Source organism: Streptacidiphilus carbonis, from assembly GCF_000787775.1.
Taxonomy (GTDB): domain Bacteria; phylum Actinomycetota; class Actinomycetes; order Streptomycetales; family Streptomycetaceae; genus Streptacidiphilus; species Streptacidiphilus carbonis.
This window is the reverse complement of sequence record NZ_BBPM01000061.1, coordinates 31,614-46,044: the sequence shown is the minus strand read 5'-3', so window position 1 is coordinate 46,044 and position 14,431 is coordinate 31,614. Positions and strand designations below refer to the sequence as shown.

Here is a 14,431-nt window from a genome sequence, read left to right as displayed (position 1 = left end):
CCGCACCGCCGTCCCGGCGCTCCGGCCCCGCGGCCGGACCTGCCGCGCCGCCGTCGGGCCGCACTCGCCGGGCCCGGCTGCGGGTCTCCCGCACCGACCCCTGGTCGGTGATGAAGGTCAGTTTCCTGCTGTCCATCGCCATGGGCATCGTCACCGTGGTGGGCGTCTCGCTGCTGTGGATGGTGCTGGACACCGCCGGGGTGTTCAGCTCGATCGGCGGCACCCTGAAGCAGGCCACCGGCTCGGACACCACCGGCGGGGTTGACCTCCAGTCGTACCTGTCCTTCGGCAATGTGCTGACCTTCACAGCCCTGATCGCCGTGATCGACGTGGTGCTGATGACCGCCCTGGCGACGCTGGCCTCCTTCATCTACAACACCGCGGCCGGCATCACCGGCGGCGTCGAGCTGACCCTCGCCGAGGAGGAGTAACAGCCCTCCGCGAACCGTTCGCAGCCCGCCGCCACGGGGGCTGCGAACGGATTTGGGCAGATCGGCATAGGTGCGCTAATCTTTCAACGCAACGCAGCGCGGACCTATAGCTCAGACGGTTAGAGCGCTTCCCTGATAAGGAAGAGGCCGGAGGTTCAAGTCCTCCTAGGTCCACCGCGGCAAGAGGCGGACACCGGAAACGGTGTCCGCCTCTTGCGGTTCGTCACCACAGCTCCGGCTGCCGCGGCCGCCGCCGGACAGCTGACAGCACGTCAACCCCCTGTCGTGGGGCCCGAGCGCAGCCCGTCCGGCGCCGGCTACCGGGTGTGTATCATCGGCCGGAAGGACGGCAGCCCCTCCCGGCTGTCGCCGTTCCAGTACCGGCACAGAAGGACGAGGTCGCGCGGTGAAGAAGCTTCTCCTGGTAGTCCTGGCTGCTCTTGGTGGGTACTTTGTGTACCGCCAGGTCCAGGCGGACCGCGCCGAGCAGGACCTGTGGACCGAGGCGACGGACGCGGTCCCGGTCGGCACCCGCTGACGGCCCGTTGAGGGCCCGCTGACGGCCCGCTCGCCGGGCAGGCCGCCCGTCGGCAGACCGGGTCCGGGAGCCCGGGACAATGGAGGTCAGGATTTCCTCCGGGAACCGGTACCCTGGTGCGCGGCGGTTCCGAAAAGGTCCCGCTGAGGGGCCTTAGCTCAGTTGGTAGAGCGCCGTCTTTGCATGGCGGATGTCAGGGGTTCGACTCCCCTAGGCTCCACAGACACAGAGCAGTACAGAGGTCCCCACCCGGACATCCGGGTGGGGACCTCTGCTCCGTTCAGGCCTTCTTCTTGCGGCCCGGCTTCTCGGTGTCGTCCTCGTCCTCGGCGGCCGCCTTGGCCTCGACGTCGGGGTCCAGCGGCATGACCGAGTCGTCGGCCATCGCGCCGAGCGGTGCGGACGCGGTGGAGCCGGTCGAGCCGGTTCCACCGGTGGCCGGGGTGGAGCGCAGCGGCAGGGAGCTCGCCGGGGGCTCCACCAGCCAGTCGGGGTTGCTCTGCTTCTGCCACCACTTCCAGGCGGCCAGGCCGCCGCCGGCCACCGCGCCGAGGCCGATCAGCACCAGCATCCGCCGCATCCGGCGGGAGCGCCGGGCGTGGCTGTGCCGGGCGGCCAGCGCCTCGACCTCGGCCGGGGACACCTGCCCGCGCAGGACGGGCAGCGCCGCCGCCCCGCGGTCGTGGGCCACCTGGGCGGCCTGGGCCGCCGCCTGCGCGGCCTCGTCCCAGACGTGGGCGACCGCCGGTGCGGCGGCCTCCCGGGCCTGGACCGCCGCCGCGGCGGCCGACCTGCGGGCCGCCCTGGCCGCCCGACGGGTGCGCCTGGCCGCGCTGCCCACGGCATCCTCGACCGCCGGGGGGACGTGGTCCCTGGCCTGCCCCAGCAGCGGGGCCACCCGCTGCGTCACCTTGTCGTCCACAGTGCTCTGGGCGGCCTGCTGCGCCGTGGCTGCCGCAGCACGCGCCTGCTCAACGGCGGCCTCGATGCGCGGGGCCAGCCGCTGCCATGCCTCGTCGGTGTAGTGCGCTGCCGCGTCCCGTGCGCTCACGGCATAAGGGGCGAGCTGCTCCCGGGTCTTCCCGGCAGCCTCGCGCGCTGCGTCGATGCGGGTCACCAGTACCTCCTCCTCGATGACGTCCCATTTCTCACCTGTCCACCCAGTTAAGGTTCATGCGCCCGGGAACGATCCAAGGCGCGCCGGTGCGGCTTCAGGGTGGACCGGACCGTGCCGGGCGTCACCTCGCATCCTGCTCCTTTGCGCCGCTTTGTGCAGGGCATGGGAGGATTCCCGGTGTCGGACCCGCACCGCTTGAAGGAAGGCTCATCGTGGCCGAGGAACTGTTCGCCACTCTCAGGACCAACCACGGGGACATCGAGGTCAAGCTCTTCCCGAACCACGCCCCCAAGACGGTGGCCAACTTCGTGGAGCTCGCCGAGGGCGCCCGGGAGTGGACCGACCCGCGCACCGGGGCCAAGTCGCACGCGCCGCTCTACGACGGCACGGTCTTCCACCGGGTGATCGCCGACTTCATGATCCAGGGCGGCGACCCGCTGGGCACCGGCACCGGCGGTCCGGGCTACCAGTTCGCCGACGAGTTCCACCCCGACCTGGCCTTCGACCGCCCGTACCTGTTGGCGATGGCCAATGCCGGACCGGGCACCAACGGCTCACAGTTCTTCATCACCGTCGCGCCGACCACCTGGCTGAACCGCAAGCACACCATCTTCGGCGAGGTCTCCGGCGCGGCCGGCCGCAAGGTCGTGGACGCGATCGCGGGCACCGAGGTGAATCCGTCCAGCCGCCCGGTCGAGGACGTGGTGATCGAGTCGGTGCAGGTTTCGCGCCGCTAGTTCCGGACCGGACCTCGGGCCTGGGGCCCGTCCGGCGCCGCCCGGCGGGGCGCTCACGGGTCCGGTGCCGCCACCGGCACAGGCTTGTCCTGCGGGTGCCGAGCCTGGAGCATGTCTTGAGAAGGCGCTGCCTGAGAAGGCGCTGCCTGAGAAGGCACCACGAAGGCAGGATGAGATGCTCTCCGACCAGCCCGCACCGTCCGACCACCCGCAGGCGCACACCCTGCCGGACTGCTACCGCCATCCGGGGCGGGAGACCGGCGTGTCCTGCACCCGGTGCGGGCGTCCGGTGTGCCCGGAGTGCCGGGTCGAGGCGGCCGTGGGCTTCCAGTGCCGCGAGTGCGTGCACGGCGGCAACACGGCTGTTCGGGAGGCGCGCACCGAGTTCGGCGGACGGCTGGTCGGCGACCGCGCGCTGGTCACCAGGATCCTGATCGGGATCAACGTGGTGGTGTGGGTGCTGGCCTGGAAGGTGCTGGACGCCAACCAGCTGGACCACCTGTACATGTGGGGCAACGGGGTCGCCGACGGCCAGTGGTACCGGCTGATCACCTCGGTGTTCTTCCACACCGCGATCCTGCACATCGCCATGAACATGTGGGCGCTGTGGGTGCTCGGGCCGCCGCTGGAGCAGCTGCTGGGCCGCTGGCGCTTCCTGGCGCTGTACCTGGTGTCCGGCCTGGCCGGTTCGGCGCTGCAGCTGATCGCGGCGCCGGACACCGCGGCGCTGGGGGCCTCCGGGGCGATCTTCGGGCTGCTGGGCGCGCTGCTGGTGATCCAGCGCAGGCGCGGCTTCTCGCTGGGGCCCATCGTGGCCATCGTGGTGGTGAACCTGGTGGCGACCTTCTCGATCCCCGGCATCAGCTGGGAGGCGCACATCGGCGGCCTGGTCGGCGGCCTGCTGATCGGCTTCGGCCTGGCGCACGCGCCGGCCAGTCCGCCGCGCAGGCGGGCCCTGGTGCAGGCGGGCTCGGTGGCGGTGGTGTTCGTGCTGGTGCTGGTGGCGACCCTGGTCGGGGTGGCGACGATCAGCTGACGATCGGAACGATCAGTCGACGACCGGTCGGCGGCGGTGACTGGGCCCCGGTTGTCCACAGGTGGCCCGCACTGGTGTGCGGGCCACCTGTGTGAATCCTGGTCTACCCGCGTTCACCTGCTGATTCATACGCCTGTACGGCTCGGCTGCCGGGGATTTGTGCGGCTGGGGAATCAAGTTATCCACAGATAGTCATGGTTTTCCCCACTGTGGATAACCATGTGGACAACGCCGCCGCTGCCGGGCGCTACTTCCACTGCGTGGAGACGCCGAACCCGCCTGCGATGAATGCGAAGCCCACCACGATGTTCCAGTTGCCGATGGCCGAGATCGGCCAGGACGCACTGGACACGTAGTAGACGACGATCCACACGAGGCCCACCAGGAACAGCGCCAGCATCAGTGGTGCGACCCAACTGCGTCCCGAACTCAGCCTCACCGCCGTGACCGTGGTCGGCGGCGGAGTGTAGTCCGACTTCTTGCGGATCCGGGACTTCGGCACGAGGAGCACTCCTGTCGATGCGCTGCACTGCATGGCACTAGGGCGCCTGCTGAGCTGTGGGGTTGTGTGGGCAGGCGGATGATGCGGGGCCCGGGGGCGCCGCACACCTCTCCAGCGTCCGTTAGCGTAGTGGCTTGCGGAGTCAGAAGGAGATAAGGGTACGTGGCAGATTCGCAAGAAGTTCCGCCCGTGACCGATCCCGGGACCGAACCGTCACCCAAGCGCACCCGAATTGTCGGGCGTATCGCGACATGTATGGTCTTCGCGCTGGCCGGGTTTCTGTTCTATGTGAGTTCTCAGACCGCGCACGGAACCTCGCTCCGCAATGACGACACCCTGCTCCGGCTCACCGACCTGATACAGCAGCGGAGCCAGCAGAACGCCGAGTCCGAGAGCGCGGTCGCCGCGCTGCGGGCGCAGATCGACGCGCTCGCGGCCCAGCACGTCACGAACCCGGAGGACGCCAAGCGGCTCGCGGTGCTGGAGCAGCAGGCCGGGCTCGACCCGCTGAGCGGGGCCGGGGTGACCGTGACCCTCAACGACGCGCCCAGCGGGGCCACCGCGAAGATCCCCGGGGTGCCGCAGCCGCAGCCGGACGACCTGGTGGTGCACCAGCAGGACCTGCAGGCCGTGGTCAACGCGCTGTGGCGGGGCGGCGCGACCGGCATCCAGGTCCAGGACCAGCGGCTGATCTCCACCAGCGCGGTCCGCTGCGTCGGCAACCAGCTGATCCTCCAGGGCCGGGTCTACTCCCCTCCCTATGTGATCCGGGCGGTGGGCGTCCAGCAGAAGCTGCTGGCCGCCCTCGACCAGGACAGTTACATCCAGAACTACCTCCAGTACGTGGCCGCCTACGGCCTCGGCTGGAAGCTGGACCGTTCCGGGGCGATGACCCTGCCCGCCTACACGGGCACGGTGGACCTGCAGTACGCGCAGGCCCAGCAGTAGTCCGGGCAGCGGTCCCGGCAGCGGTTCCGGCGGTAGCCCCGGCAGCGGTCCGGGAAATGACTCGGGTAAAGGCTGGCCGGGTGCCGCACCCGGAGCGGCGATCGCCCCGTACGCTGGTGCGGCAGTGACATCGGAGACGTGGAGGAGGGAGCGCGGTGTACGCCTGGATCTGGAACCGGCTGCCCGGCAACGCCCTGGTGCGCGCCTTCCTCTCGCTGGTGCTGTTCGTCGCCGTGGTGGCCGTCCTCTTCAAATGGGTCTTCCCCTGGGCGGAACCGCTGCTCCCCTTCGGTGACGTCACAGTGGACAACGGCGGCACCAACAGCGTGCAGCCGGTAGGCAGCCCCAGCGCCAAGCCGTCCACGGGGACGTCGTCCGCCAAGCCGTCCACGTCGTCCACGTCGTCCACGGCGCCCTCGCTGAACGGGGCCGCCCTACCGACCTATGTGCCCCTCGTACCGACCGGAGTCGCTGCCTGATGGGATCCCGCATCCTCGTCGTGGACAACTACGACAGCTTCGTCTTCAACCTGGTCCAGTACCTCTACCAGCTCGGCGCGGTCTGCGAGGTGGTGCGCAACGACGAGGTGTCGGTCGACTCGGTCACCGCGGACGCCTACGACGGGGTGCTGCTGTCGCCCGGACCCGGCACCCCGGAGGACGCCGGGGTGTGCGTGGAGATGGTGCACCACTGTGCTGCCGCGGGCATCCCGCTGTTCGGCGTCTGCCTGGGGCTGCAGTCCATCGCGGTGGCCCACGGCGCCGTGGTCGATCGCGCGCCCGAACTGCTGCACGGCAAGACCTCGGCGGTGATCCACGAGGACGGGGGCGTGTTCGCCGGACTGCACTCCCCTCTCACCGCCACCCGCTACCACTCGCTCGCCGTCGAGCGCGACACCGTGCCGGCCGAGCTGGCGGTCACCGCGTGGACCGACTCCGGCATAGTGATGGGCCTGCGCCACCGCGACCTGCCGGTGGAGGGCGTTCAGTTCCACCCGGAGTCGGTGCTGACCGAGGGCGGCCACCGGATGCTCGCCAACTGGCTGGCGGAGTGCGGCGACCCGGACGCCGTCGCCCGCTCGGCCGGCCTTGCGCCGGTGATCGGGCGGGCCGTCGCATGACCGCGCTGCGCCCGGAGCGCGGCAGTGACGACAACGTCGACGACCGCGGCGACGCCGCTTCGGAGCCGAGCGTCTACTGGCCCGAGGGGGACGGCTCTGCGGGATCTTCGGGCTCTGGTTTTGCGGGCGCTGAGGGTTTCGCGGGCTCCGAGGGTTCGCCGGACTACGACGGTTCGGAGACGCTCAAGCTGCGGGTTCCCCGCTGGGCGATGCCAGGCGCGTCGGCGCAGCAGCAGCAGTCGGTGGCGGCGGTCGGCGGCCGGGCCGAGCGGCGCCGGGCCCAGCAGCGGTCCAGACGGCGGGGCGGCGGCCGTTCGGCCCCGGCCGGGCCGAGGCCGCCGAAGCCTAAGGAGAGCGTCGGCATCATCGCGGTTCGGCTGATGGGCGAGCTGTTCATCACCCTGGGCGTGGTGATGTTCCTGTTCGTCGCCTACCAGTTGTGGTGGACCAACGTCGCCGCCGACAACTACGCGCACGGCGCGGTGAAGACCCTGGAGCAGCAGTGGGGGCCGAACGGCTCCTCCGCTGGCAGCGCCTCCAAGAGCCACCCGGCCTATCCGACCTCCATAGCCGCCGGCACCAAGTTCGCTGTCATCTACATCCCCAAGCTGGACGTGATGACGTCGATCGCCGAGGGCGTGGACAAGGAGTCCATCCTCGACAACGGTCTGGTCGGGCACTACACGGGCGACCTGGAGACGGCCTTCCCGTGGAACGGGACCGGGAACTTCGCGCTGGCCGGGCACCGCAACACGCACGGCGAGCCGTTCCGCTACATCAACAAGCTGGTCCCCGGCGACAAGGTCGTCGTGGAGACCGCCTACGACTACTACACCTACACGGTGACCAGCACGCTCGGCCAGACCTCGCCGACCAACGTCAGCGTGATCCAGCCGGTGCCGCCGCAGTCCGGCTACACCAAGCCGGGCCGCTACATCACCCTGACGACCTGTACGCCGGAGTTCACCTCCAAGTACCGGATGGCGGTCTGGGGCACGATGACCGAGGACCTGCCGAAGAGCTCGGGCAAGAAGCCCGCGGCGCTGCAGACGGGCTGACGGGGCGTCGGGCGGGGCGTGCGGTCACGGACCGCAGGCCCCGCGCCCGAGGAGAACCGTCCCCATGCCCCTCTCGCCGTCCTCTCCCGGCCTCCGCCGTCCCCGCCGTCCCCGTCGCCGCCTCCGTCGCCCGCTGACGGCGGCCGCAGGCGTGCTGGGCGAGCTGCTGATCACCCTCGGGATGCTGCTGGGCCTCTTCGTCGTCTACTCGCTCTGGTGGACCGACGTGGTCGCCGACCGGACGGCCGCCGGCGACGCGGCCCGGGTCCGGCAGTCCTGGGCCGCGCCCCCGGCCGGGGCCGGGTCGGGCGCGGACGCCAGGCCGCCGGCGCCCCGGGTCTACCGCGCGGGGGACGGGGTGGGCTTCCTGCACATCCCCAGGCTGGGGAAGGACTACGAGGTCCTGATCAAACTGGGCACCGGCACCGACGTCCTCAACGAGGGGGTGGCCGGGGTCTACCAGCAGCCCTACGCCGCGGCCATGCCCTGGGCCGGCTCCGGCAACTTCGCCATGGCGGCGCACCGGGACGGCCACGGCGCCAAGTTCCACGACCTGCCGCAGCTGCGGCCCGGCGACAAGGTCGTCGTGGAGACCCGCACCACCTGGTACGTCTACACCGTCGACCGCACCCTGCAGCAGACCAGCAAGTACGACGTGGGCGTCACCGCCCCGATCCCACCCGAATCCGGCTATCACCACCCCGGCCACTACCTCACCCTCACCACCTGCACCCCGGCCTACACCTCCCGCTACCGCATGGCCGTCTGGGCCTCCCTGACCCGCACGGAACCTGTGGACAAAGCCCGCGACCTTCCTGCGGAGCTGCGGTGAGGCAGGCGTCGCGGGTCAGGCAGGTTGGGCGAGCGGGAGGCCGACGGACGTGGCCGCGCGGGCGAGGGTCTTGTCGTAGGTGACGAAGGCGGACAGGTCCGGGCCGATAGTGCGGGCACTGGCAAGGTGGATCGCGTCCAACGAGCCGACCATTGGGTCCTCGGACAAGGCCGCGGCGGCGAGGAAGACGGTCTTGTTCACGACGACGAGGTCGATGCGGTCCAGGAGGCGTGCGGCCAGCGTGAGGCGGTGGTCCAGGACGGACTGGTCGGCGGTCAGCCTGCGCTGGGCGTCGTAGCAGGAACGGCGGATGACGCGAATGACCTCGGTGACTGCCAGTTGGCAGCTGACCATTTCGGCGCGGTGGCCGTCGAGGAACTGCTCGAGCGCCGGTGTCTCTTTCTCACTGATCAGGAGCTTCACCAAGGCGCAGGAGTCGAGGTAGATCACGTCCGCTCCTGTTCGCGCATGGCGAGGAGGAGCTCGGAGAGAATCGACTCGTTCTCATCGGAAGCGGAAGGCGGCTCGGGGGACCAGGCCGTGAGGTCCTCACGGCGGCGCGGCTCCAGCGTCCCCTCGGCGATCATCTCGGCGCGACGCCGCTCGCTGGGAGACATCGGAACCAACCAGGCCACCGGCCGACCATTGCTGGTAACCGGCACGGGATGGTCGATCCCAGACACCTGCTCGACGGTCAGCTTGCCCAGCTCGCGCATGCTGAGAGCACTTATCGGCTCGTCGGCGTGGTGCCCGCGGCGGGAAGAGCGCTTGCGGCTGGGGGGCGTCCTGGTCTCCATGCCCTACAGCGTACCCGTATGCCCGACAGTGCAGAAGCTGTCGGGCACATGGACACCGATCGGGTACCTGATGCCTGATAGCACGCTTGCGATTGCGTCAGCCGCAGTGGGACGCGGTGGGACAGCAGAAAGCCGAGAGGGGCTGTGGACGCCTGTGCGGCGTCCACAGCCCCTCTCGGGTGTCGCGGGGTTACCCGGTGGCTGGGGCTAATGCCCGTTGCCGCCGCCGTTGCCGCCGTTGTTCCCTCCGGTGAAGCCTCCTATGATCCCCGTGCTCTGGCTCGCCGACGCCGACGCCGAGGCGCCGTTGCTGGGGGCGGAAGAGGACGGAGCGGTCTGCGGATTGACCACCAGGTTCACGTTGGCGCCCTTGGCGGCCTGGGCTCCCGACTGGGGTACGTCCTGGCCGTTGACCTGCTCGGAGATCACCGCGCCGGCCTGGTACTGGGTGTTGAACGTGGGGCTCACCGTGGTCAGCGGGTTCAGCCCGGCGTTGGTCAGGGTCGTCTGCGCTGAGGTGCCTTGGCTGCCGACCAGGTACTGCACCGTCACCTGCGCCTTGCCGGAGGAGACGATCAGGTTGATCGTCGAGCCGAGCGGCTGCTGCGAGTTGGCAGCGGGGGTGGTGCCGATGACCTTGCCGCTGTCGACGGTGTCGCTCGGCTGCTCGGTCTGGGTGCCCAGAGTGAATCCGGCGGCGTTCAGGGCCGAGGTGGCGTCCTGGACCGACTTGTTGGACACATCCGGGACTGCCTTGGCCGCTGCGCCGGTGCTCAGGTGGACGGTGATGACCTGGCCCGACTTCAGGGTGGTGCCGGCGACCGGGTCCTGAGTGCAGATCTTGCCCTTGTCGGCCGTGTTGGGGTCGCAGGAGATGGGGGTGCCCTTGACCACGGTGATCTTGTTGCCGATGTTGGTGACCGCTGTCTGCGCGGTGGCGAAGTCGTCGCCGACCAGCTGGGGTGCCGACACCGTGGTGCTGCCGCTGCCCTTGAACATCGACGTGGCCACGAAGTACGCGCCGACCAGGACCAGCACCGCCGCGACCCCGAGGATGATCCACGAGGTGTTGCGGTTGCCGCCGCTCCCGCCGGCCTTGCGCCGGTCGCTGCGGCCGCCGCTGTAGCCGTCGTCGTAGCCCTGGCCGTTGTCGTAGCCGTCGCCGCCCACGTCGTAGCCCTGGCCGACGCCCGGGAGCAGGCTGGTCTGCCCGGCGGCGCCGGACTGCTGCGGCATGGCCGTGGTGCGGCCGTACGGGTCGGCCTGCTGGCCGTAGCCGGCCATCTGGCCCGCGCCGTAGGCGACGGTCTGGGCGGCCGCGACCGGGAGCCCGTCGAGCGCGCGTTCGATGTCGGCGCGCATCTCGTCGGCGCTCTGGTAGCGGTAGTCGCGGTCCTTGGCGAGCGCCTTCATCACGATGGCGTCGTACTCGGGCCGGATCTCCGGGTCGTAGGCCGAGGGCGGCTGGGCCTCCTCGCGCACGTGCTGGTACGCGACCGCCACCGGGGACTCGCCGACGAACGGCGGGCGCATGGTGAACAGCTCGTACAGCAGGCAGCCGGTGGAGTACAGGTCGGACCGGGCGTCGACCTGCTCGCCCTTGGCCTGCTCCGGGGAGAGGTACTGCGCGGTGCCGATGACCGCCGCGGTCTGCGTCATGGTCATCCCGGCGTCGCCCATGGCGCGGGCGATGCCGAAGTCCATCACCTTGACGGTGCCGTTGCGCGTCAGCATGACGTTCGCGGGCTTGATGTCGCGGTGGACGATGCCGTTGCGGTGTGAGTACTCCAGCGCCTGCAGCACCCCGGTGGTCATCTCCAGGGCGCGCTCGGGCAGCAGCCGCCGCCCGGAGTGCAGGAGCTCGCGCAGGGTGGACCCGTCGACGTACTCCATCACGATGTACGGGATGGAGATCCCGTCGATGTAGTCCTCGCCGGTGTCGTACACGGCGACGATCGAGGGGTGGTTCAGTGATGCGGCCGACTGTGCCTCACGGCGGAAACGGGCCTGGTACGACGGATCGCGGGCCATGTCGGCCCGCAGCGTCTTCACGGCGACGGCGCGTCCGAGCCGGATGTCGTGGCCGAGGTAGACCTCTGCCATGCCGCCGCGCCCGAGGACACCGCCCAGCTCGTACCGGCCGCCGAGGCGACGCGGTTCTTCCATGGTTCCAACCCTCTCCCTCGCCAGTGCCGAGGTTGATCTGTCGGTCCTGCTGCGGTCTGCGGTCATGGCACCGGTAGGGCACACCGCTGCTTGCGGATACGCTACCGGGCCCGGAGTCGGTTCCGACGCGGGAGGGGCAGCTTGATATGAGACCGGTATCGAGTGTCGGCGGTTCCCGGCCGGGCGAAACCCGGGTCGGCGGCAGCTGTTGTGGAACCGGTCACTTGCCGAGGGCGGCCTCCATCATCTTCTTGGCGATCGGCGCGGCCAGGCCGGAGCCGGAGATCTCGTCGCGCTGGGCGTTGCTGTCCTCGACGACCACGGCGACCGCGACCTGCTTGTCGCCCATCTTGGCGTAGGAGACGAACCAGGCGTACGGGTTGTCGGCGTTGTTCTCGCCGTGCTGGGCGGTGCCGGTCTTGCCGCCGACGGTGGCGCCGGAGATCTGCGCCGGGGTGCCGGTGCCGTTCTGGACCACGTTGACCATCATGGTCTGGATCTCCTGGGCGACCTGCGGGGTGGTCGCCTGGGACAGCACGGTCGGCTTTGTGGTGTCGATCACATCCAGGTTGGCCGAGCGCTCCTGGGCGACCAGGTAGGGCTTCATCAGGGTGCCGTTGTTGGCGATCGCGGCGGCGACCATGGCCATCTGCAGCGGGGTGGCCCGGGTGTCGAACTGGCCGACCGAGGACAGCGCGTTGGACGGCCGGTTGATTCCGGTGTCGTAGTTGCTCTTGGTGACGCCCACGGGGATGGTCAGCGAGGAGCTGTTGAAGCCGAACTTCGCCGCCTCGGCGGCCATCTTCGTGTTGCCGATCTCGTCGCCGATCTTGGCGAAGACCGTGTTGCAGGACACCCTCAGCGCGTCGTTCATCGACACGTTGAGGCAGTTGTCACCGGCCTCGTTCGGCAGCGGGGTGGTGGTCTGCGGGAGGGTGTAGGGGTCGGGCGAGTCGGTCTTGGCGTTGATGTCGGTGATCACGCCGTTCTCCAGCGCCGCGGCCGAGGTGACCAGCTTGAAGGTGGAGCCCGGCGGGTAGGTCTGGCGCAGCGCCCGGTTCAGCATCGGCTGGGACTTGTCCGCGTTCAGTGTGGTCCAGGCGCTCTGGTTGTCGCTGCCGGCGATCGTCGACGGGTCGTAGGACGGGACGCTGACCAGGCCGAGGATGGCGCCGGTGGTCGGGTCCAGGGCGACCGCCGCGCCCTTCTTGCCGGCGCTGGTGAAGGCGCTGTAGGCGGCCGTCTGCACCTTGGGGTCGATGGTGGTGACCACGTCGCCGCCCTGCTTGGGCTTCCCGGTGATCAGGTCCAGGGTGTTGCGGATGAACAGCCGCGAGTCGTTGCCGCTGAGGATCGGGTTCTCGACGTTCTCCAGCAGGTTGCTGCCGTAGACCTGCGAGGAGAAGCCGGTGACCGGGGCGTAGACGGCCCCGTCGGTGTAGCCGCGCTTGTACTTGTAGGTGTTGCCGTCGACCTCGATGTCCTTGGTGACCGGCTTGCCGCCGACGATGATCTGGCCGCGGGGGTAGCTGTACGCCTCGATCAGGCCGCGCTTGTTGTTGGTGTTCTTGTCGAGCGAACTGGCCTGGACGCCCTGGACGTAGTTCACCCTGATCATCAGCGCGAGGACCAGGACCAGGCAGAACACCGACACCCGGCGGATGGGCTTGTTCACTCGGCTTCTCCCTGGGTACCGAAAGCAGGTCAGGTGCCCGGCTGCGGGCGGTCAACCACTTGTCTACACGTCCATCATGACGGTCCGACCACCTGGGTCGGTTCTGCCGCGGTCTCCGGAACCGGGGCCGGGCGCCGGGCCACGTCGCTGATCTTCAGCAGGATGGCCACCAGGGCCCAGTTGGTGATGACGGAGGAACCGCCCTGGGCCATGAACGGCAAGGTCATACCGGTCAGGGGGATGGTACCGGTCACGCCCCCGGCCACGATGAAGACCTGGAGCGCGAAGGCCCCGGAGAGGCCGACGGCCAGCAGTTTGCCGAACGGGTCGCGGGCCGCGAGCGCGGTCCGCAGCCCCCGCTCGACCAGCAGCGCGTAGAGCAGGAACAGGGCCATCAGCCCGGCCAGGCCGAGCTCCTCGCCGATGGTACCGAGGATGAAGTCGCTCTTGGCGGCGAAGCCGATCAGCCAGGAGTGGCCCTGGCCCAGGCCGGTGCCGAGGACCCCGCCGGCGCCCAGCGCGAACAGCGACTGGCCGATCTGGCCGACCCCGCCGCCGCCCGGCGCCGCGGTCAGCGGGTGCAGCCAGTCGGTGATCCTGGACTGAACATGGGCCTCGGCGCCGGACACCGCCCAGAAGCCCAGCCCGGCCATCAGCAGGCCGAAGACGATCCAACTGGTGCGCTCGGTGGCCACATAGAGCATGATCACGAAGGCGCCGAAGAACAGCAGCGAGGTGCCCAGGTCGGTCTCGAAGACCAGGATCAGCAGGCTGAGCAGCCACACCGCGATGATCGGCCCGAGGTCCCGCCCGCGCGGCAGGTAGAGGCCGAGGAAGCGGCGGCTGGCCAGCGCCAGCGCGTCCCGCTTGGCCATCAGGTAGCCGGCGAAGAACACCGGCAGCACGATCTTGACGAACTCGCCGGGCTGGATCGAGAAGCCGCCGAGGTGGATCCAGATCTTCGCGCCGAAGTCCGAGGCCCGGGCCGGCATGAAGGCCGGGATCGCCAGCAGGACCAGGGCGACCAGGCCGGCGATGTAGGTGTAGCGCTGCAGCAGGCGGTGGTCCTTGAGCAGCGCCATCACCCCGATGAACAGGGCGACCCCCAGACCGGTCCAGATCAGCTGGTTCTGCGCGGCCGGGAAGTTGTGCGCCAGTTGGCGGGCCTTGTCCAGGCGCCAGATGAAGACCAGGCCCAGGCCGTTCAGCAGGGCCGCGATCGGCAGCATCAGCGGGTCCGCGTAGGGGGCGAAGCGGCGGACCGCGAGATGGGCCAGCAGCGCGAACAGGCCCATGCCCAGTCCGTACTCGGCCATTCCGGCCGGGACCCGGTCGTCCATGGCCAGGCCGGTGTCGGCGTAGGCGAACAGCGGGATCAGCACCGCGAGGACCAGCAGCACCAGTTCGGTGTTGCGGCGGTTGGGTGCGCCCTGCGGCACGATCGTCGCGGTCGCGGGGGCGCTCATCCGGCGGC

At 69.9% G+C, this 14,431-nt stretch carries 16 protein-coding genes and 2 tRNA genes; 11 read left to right on the top strand and 7 right to left on the bottom strand.

Features of this window, described 5'->3' with window-relative positions; genetic code table 11:
* The 4 genes from TR46_RS31690 to TR46_RS31680 all read left to right on the top strand — a co-directional run.
* A partial coding sequence (locus TR46_RS31690; RefSeq protein ID WP_042408593.1) for a DUF3566 domain-containing protein occupies positions 1-431 on the top strand: 431 nt, incomplete at its 5' end.
* A gap of 100 nt (positions 432-531) precedes the next feature.
* Positions 532-605 (top strand) — tRNA-Ile (locus tag TR46_RS31685).
* A gap of 232 nt (positions 606-837) precedes the next feature.
* Complete coding sequence (locus TR46_RS44725; RefSeq protein WP_236655606.1) at positions 838-969, top strand: DLW-39 family protein; 132 nt, start codon at positions 838-840, stop codon at positions 967-969.
* Between the two features lie 147 nt (positions 970-1,116).
* A tRNA-Ala gene (locus tag TR46_RS31680) sits at positions 1,117-1,189 on the top strand.
* Positions 1,190-1,249: 60 nt separating this feature from the next.
* Here the strand turns inward: TR46_RS31680 and TR46_RS31675 are convergent.
* Positions 1,250-2,086 carry a DUF5324 family protein gene (locus TR46_RS31675; protein ID WP_042408559.1) on the bottom strand — a complete coding sequence of 279 codons (837 nt, stop codon included), beginning with the start codon at positions 2,084-2,086 and terminating at the stop codon, positions 1,250-1,252.
* 212 nt (positions 2,087-2,298) lie between these two features.
* On the opposite strand from TR46_RS31675, the gene TR46_RS31670 reads away from it, so the two are divergent.
* Together TR46_RS31670 and TR46_RS31665 are read left to right on the top strand one after the other, a co-directional pair.
* Positions 2,299-2,823 (top strand): peptidylprolyl isomerase, encoded by a 525-nt coding sequence (locus TR46_RS31670; RefSeq protein ID WP_042408557.1) that lies wholly within the window; start codon positions 2,299-2,301, stop codon positions 2,821-2,823.
* A gap of 175 nt (positions 2,824-2,998) precedes the next feature.
* Complete coding sequence (locus TR46_RS31665) at positions 2,999-3,859, top strand: rhomboid family intramembrane serine protease (protein ID WP_042408555.1); 861 nt, start codon at positions 2,999-3,001, stop codon at positions 3,857-3,859.
* A 247-nt stretch (positions 3,860-4,106) separates the two neighbouring features.
* On the opposite strand, the gene crgA is transcribed toward TR46_RS31665, so the two are convergent.
* On the bottom strand, positions 4,107-4,361 hold the full coding sequence (gene crgA, locus TR46_RS31660) for a cell division protein CrgA (RefSeq protein WP_042408551.1): 255 nt from the start codon (positions 4,359-4,361) through the stop codon (positions 4,107-4,109).
* A gap of 255 nt (positions 4,362-4,616) precedes the next feature.
* Between crgA and TR46_RS31655 the strand changes: the two genes are divergently transcribed.
* The 5 genes from TR46_RS31655 to TR46_RS31635 all read left to right on the top strand — a co-directional run bounded on the left by TR46_RS31655 (position 4,617) and on the right by TR46_RS31635 (position 8,319).
* On the top strand, positions 4,617-5,309 hold the full coding sequence (locus TR46_RS31655) for a DUF881 domain-containing protein (protein WP_084719110.1): 693 nt from the start codon (positions 4,617-4,619) through the stop codon (positions 5,307-5,309).
* A 155-nt stretch (positions 5,310-5,464) separates the two neighbouring features.
* Entirely contained in the window at positions 5,465-5,788 is a 324-nt protein-coding gene (locus tag TR46_RS43300; protein WP_052433264.1) for a hypothetical protein, read from the top strand.
* Complete coding sequence (locus TR46_RS31645) at positions 5,788-6,429, top strand: aminodeoxychorismate/anthranilate synthase component II (RefSeq protein ID WP_042408547.1); 642 nt, start codon at positions 5,788-5,790, stop codon at positions 6,427-6,429. Before TR46_RS43300 ends, TR46_RS31645 begins: the two co-directional genes overlap by 1 nt.
* A complete protein-coding gene (locus tag TR46_RS31640; RefSeq protein WP_042408544.1) occupies positions 6,426-7,487 on the top strand; it encodes a class E sortase in 1,062 nt (353 codons plus the stop codon). Before TR46_RS31645 ends, TR46_RS31640 begins: the two co-directional genes overlap by 4 nt.
* 64 nt (positions 7,488-7,551) lie before the next feature.
* Positions 7,552-8,319 carry a class E sortase gene (locus tag TR46_RS31635; protein WP_042408541.1) on the top strand — a complete coding sequence of 256 codons (768 nt, stop codon included), beginning with the start codon at positions 7,552-7,554 and terminating at the stop codon, positions 8,317-8,319.
* A 15-nt stretch (positions 8,320-8,334) separates the two neighbouring features.
* Here the strand turns inward: TR46_RS31635 and TR46_RS31630 are convergent, their stop codons facing one another.
* From TR46_RS31630 to TR46_RS31610, 5 genes are all read right to left on the bottom strand, one after another.
* Positions 8,335-8,769, bottom strand: coding sequence for a type II toxin-antitoxin system VapC family toxin (locus TR46_RS31630; RefSeq protein ID WP_042408538.1), 435 nt, complete (start codon positions 8,767-8,769; stop codon positions 8,335-8,337).
* Positions 8,766-9,116, bottom strand: a complete 351-nt coding sequence (locus tag TR46_RS31625; RefSeq protein WP_152626794.1) for a hypothetical protein — start codon at positions 9,114-9,116, stop codon at positions 8,766-8,768. Before TR46_RS31625 ends, TR46_RS31630 begins: the two co-directional genes overlap by 4 nt.
* Positions 9,117-9,323: 207 nt before the next feature.
* Complete coding sequence (gene pknB / locus TR46_RS31620) at positions 9,324-11,282, bottom strand: Stk1 family PASTA domain-containing Ser/Thr kinase (protein WP_042408533.1); 1,959 nt, start codon at positions 11,280-11,282, stop codon at positions 9,324-9,326.
* Between the two features lie 220 nt (positions 11,283-11,502).
* Positions 11,503-12,957, bottom strand: coding sequence for a peptidoglycan D,D-transpeptidase FtsI family protein (locus TR46_RS31615; protein WP_042408530.1), 1,455 nt, complete (start codon positions 12,955-12,957; stop codon positions 11,503-11,505).
* Positions 12,958-13,031: 74 nt separating this feature from the next.
* The gene (locus TR46_RS31610; RefSeq protein ID WP_042408527.1) at positions 13,032-14,423 is read right to left on the bottom strand and encodes an FtsW/RodA/SpoVE family cell cycle protein; all 1,392 of its coding nucleotides are present in this window, start codon (positions 14,421-14,423) and stop codon (positions 13,032-13,034) included.
* Between the last annotated feature and the right edge of the window lie 8 nt (positions 14,424-14,431).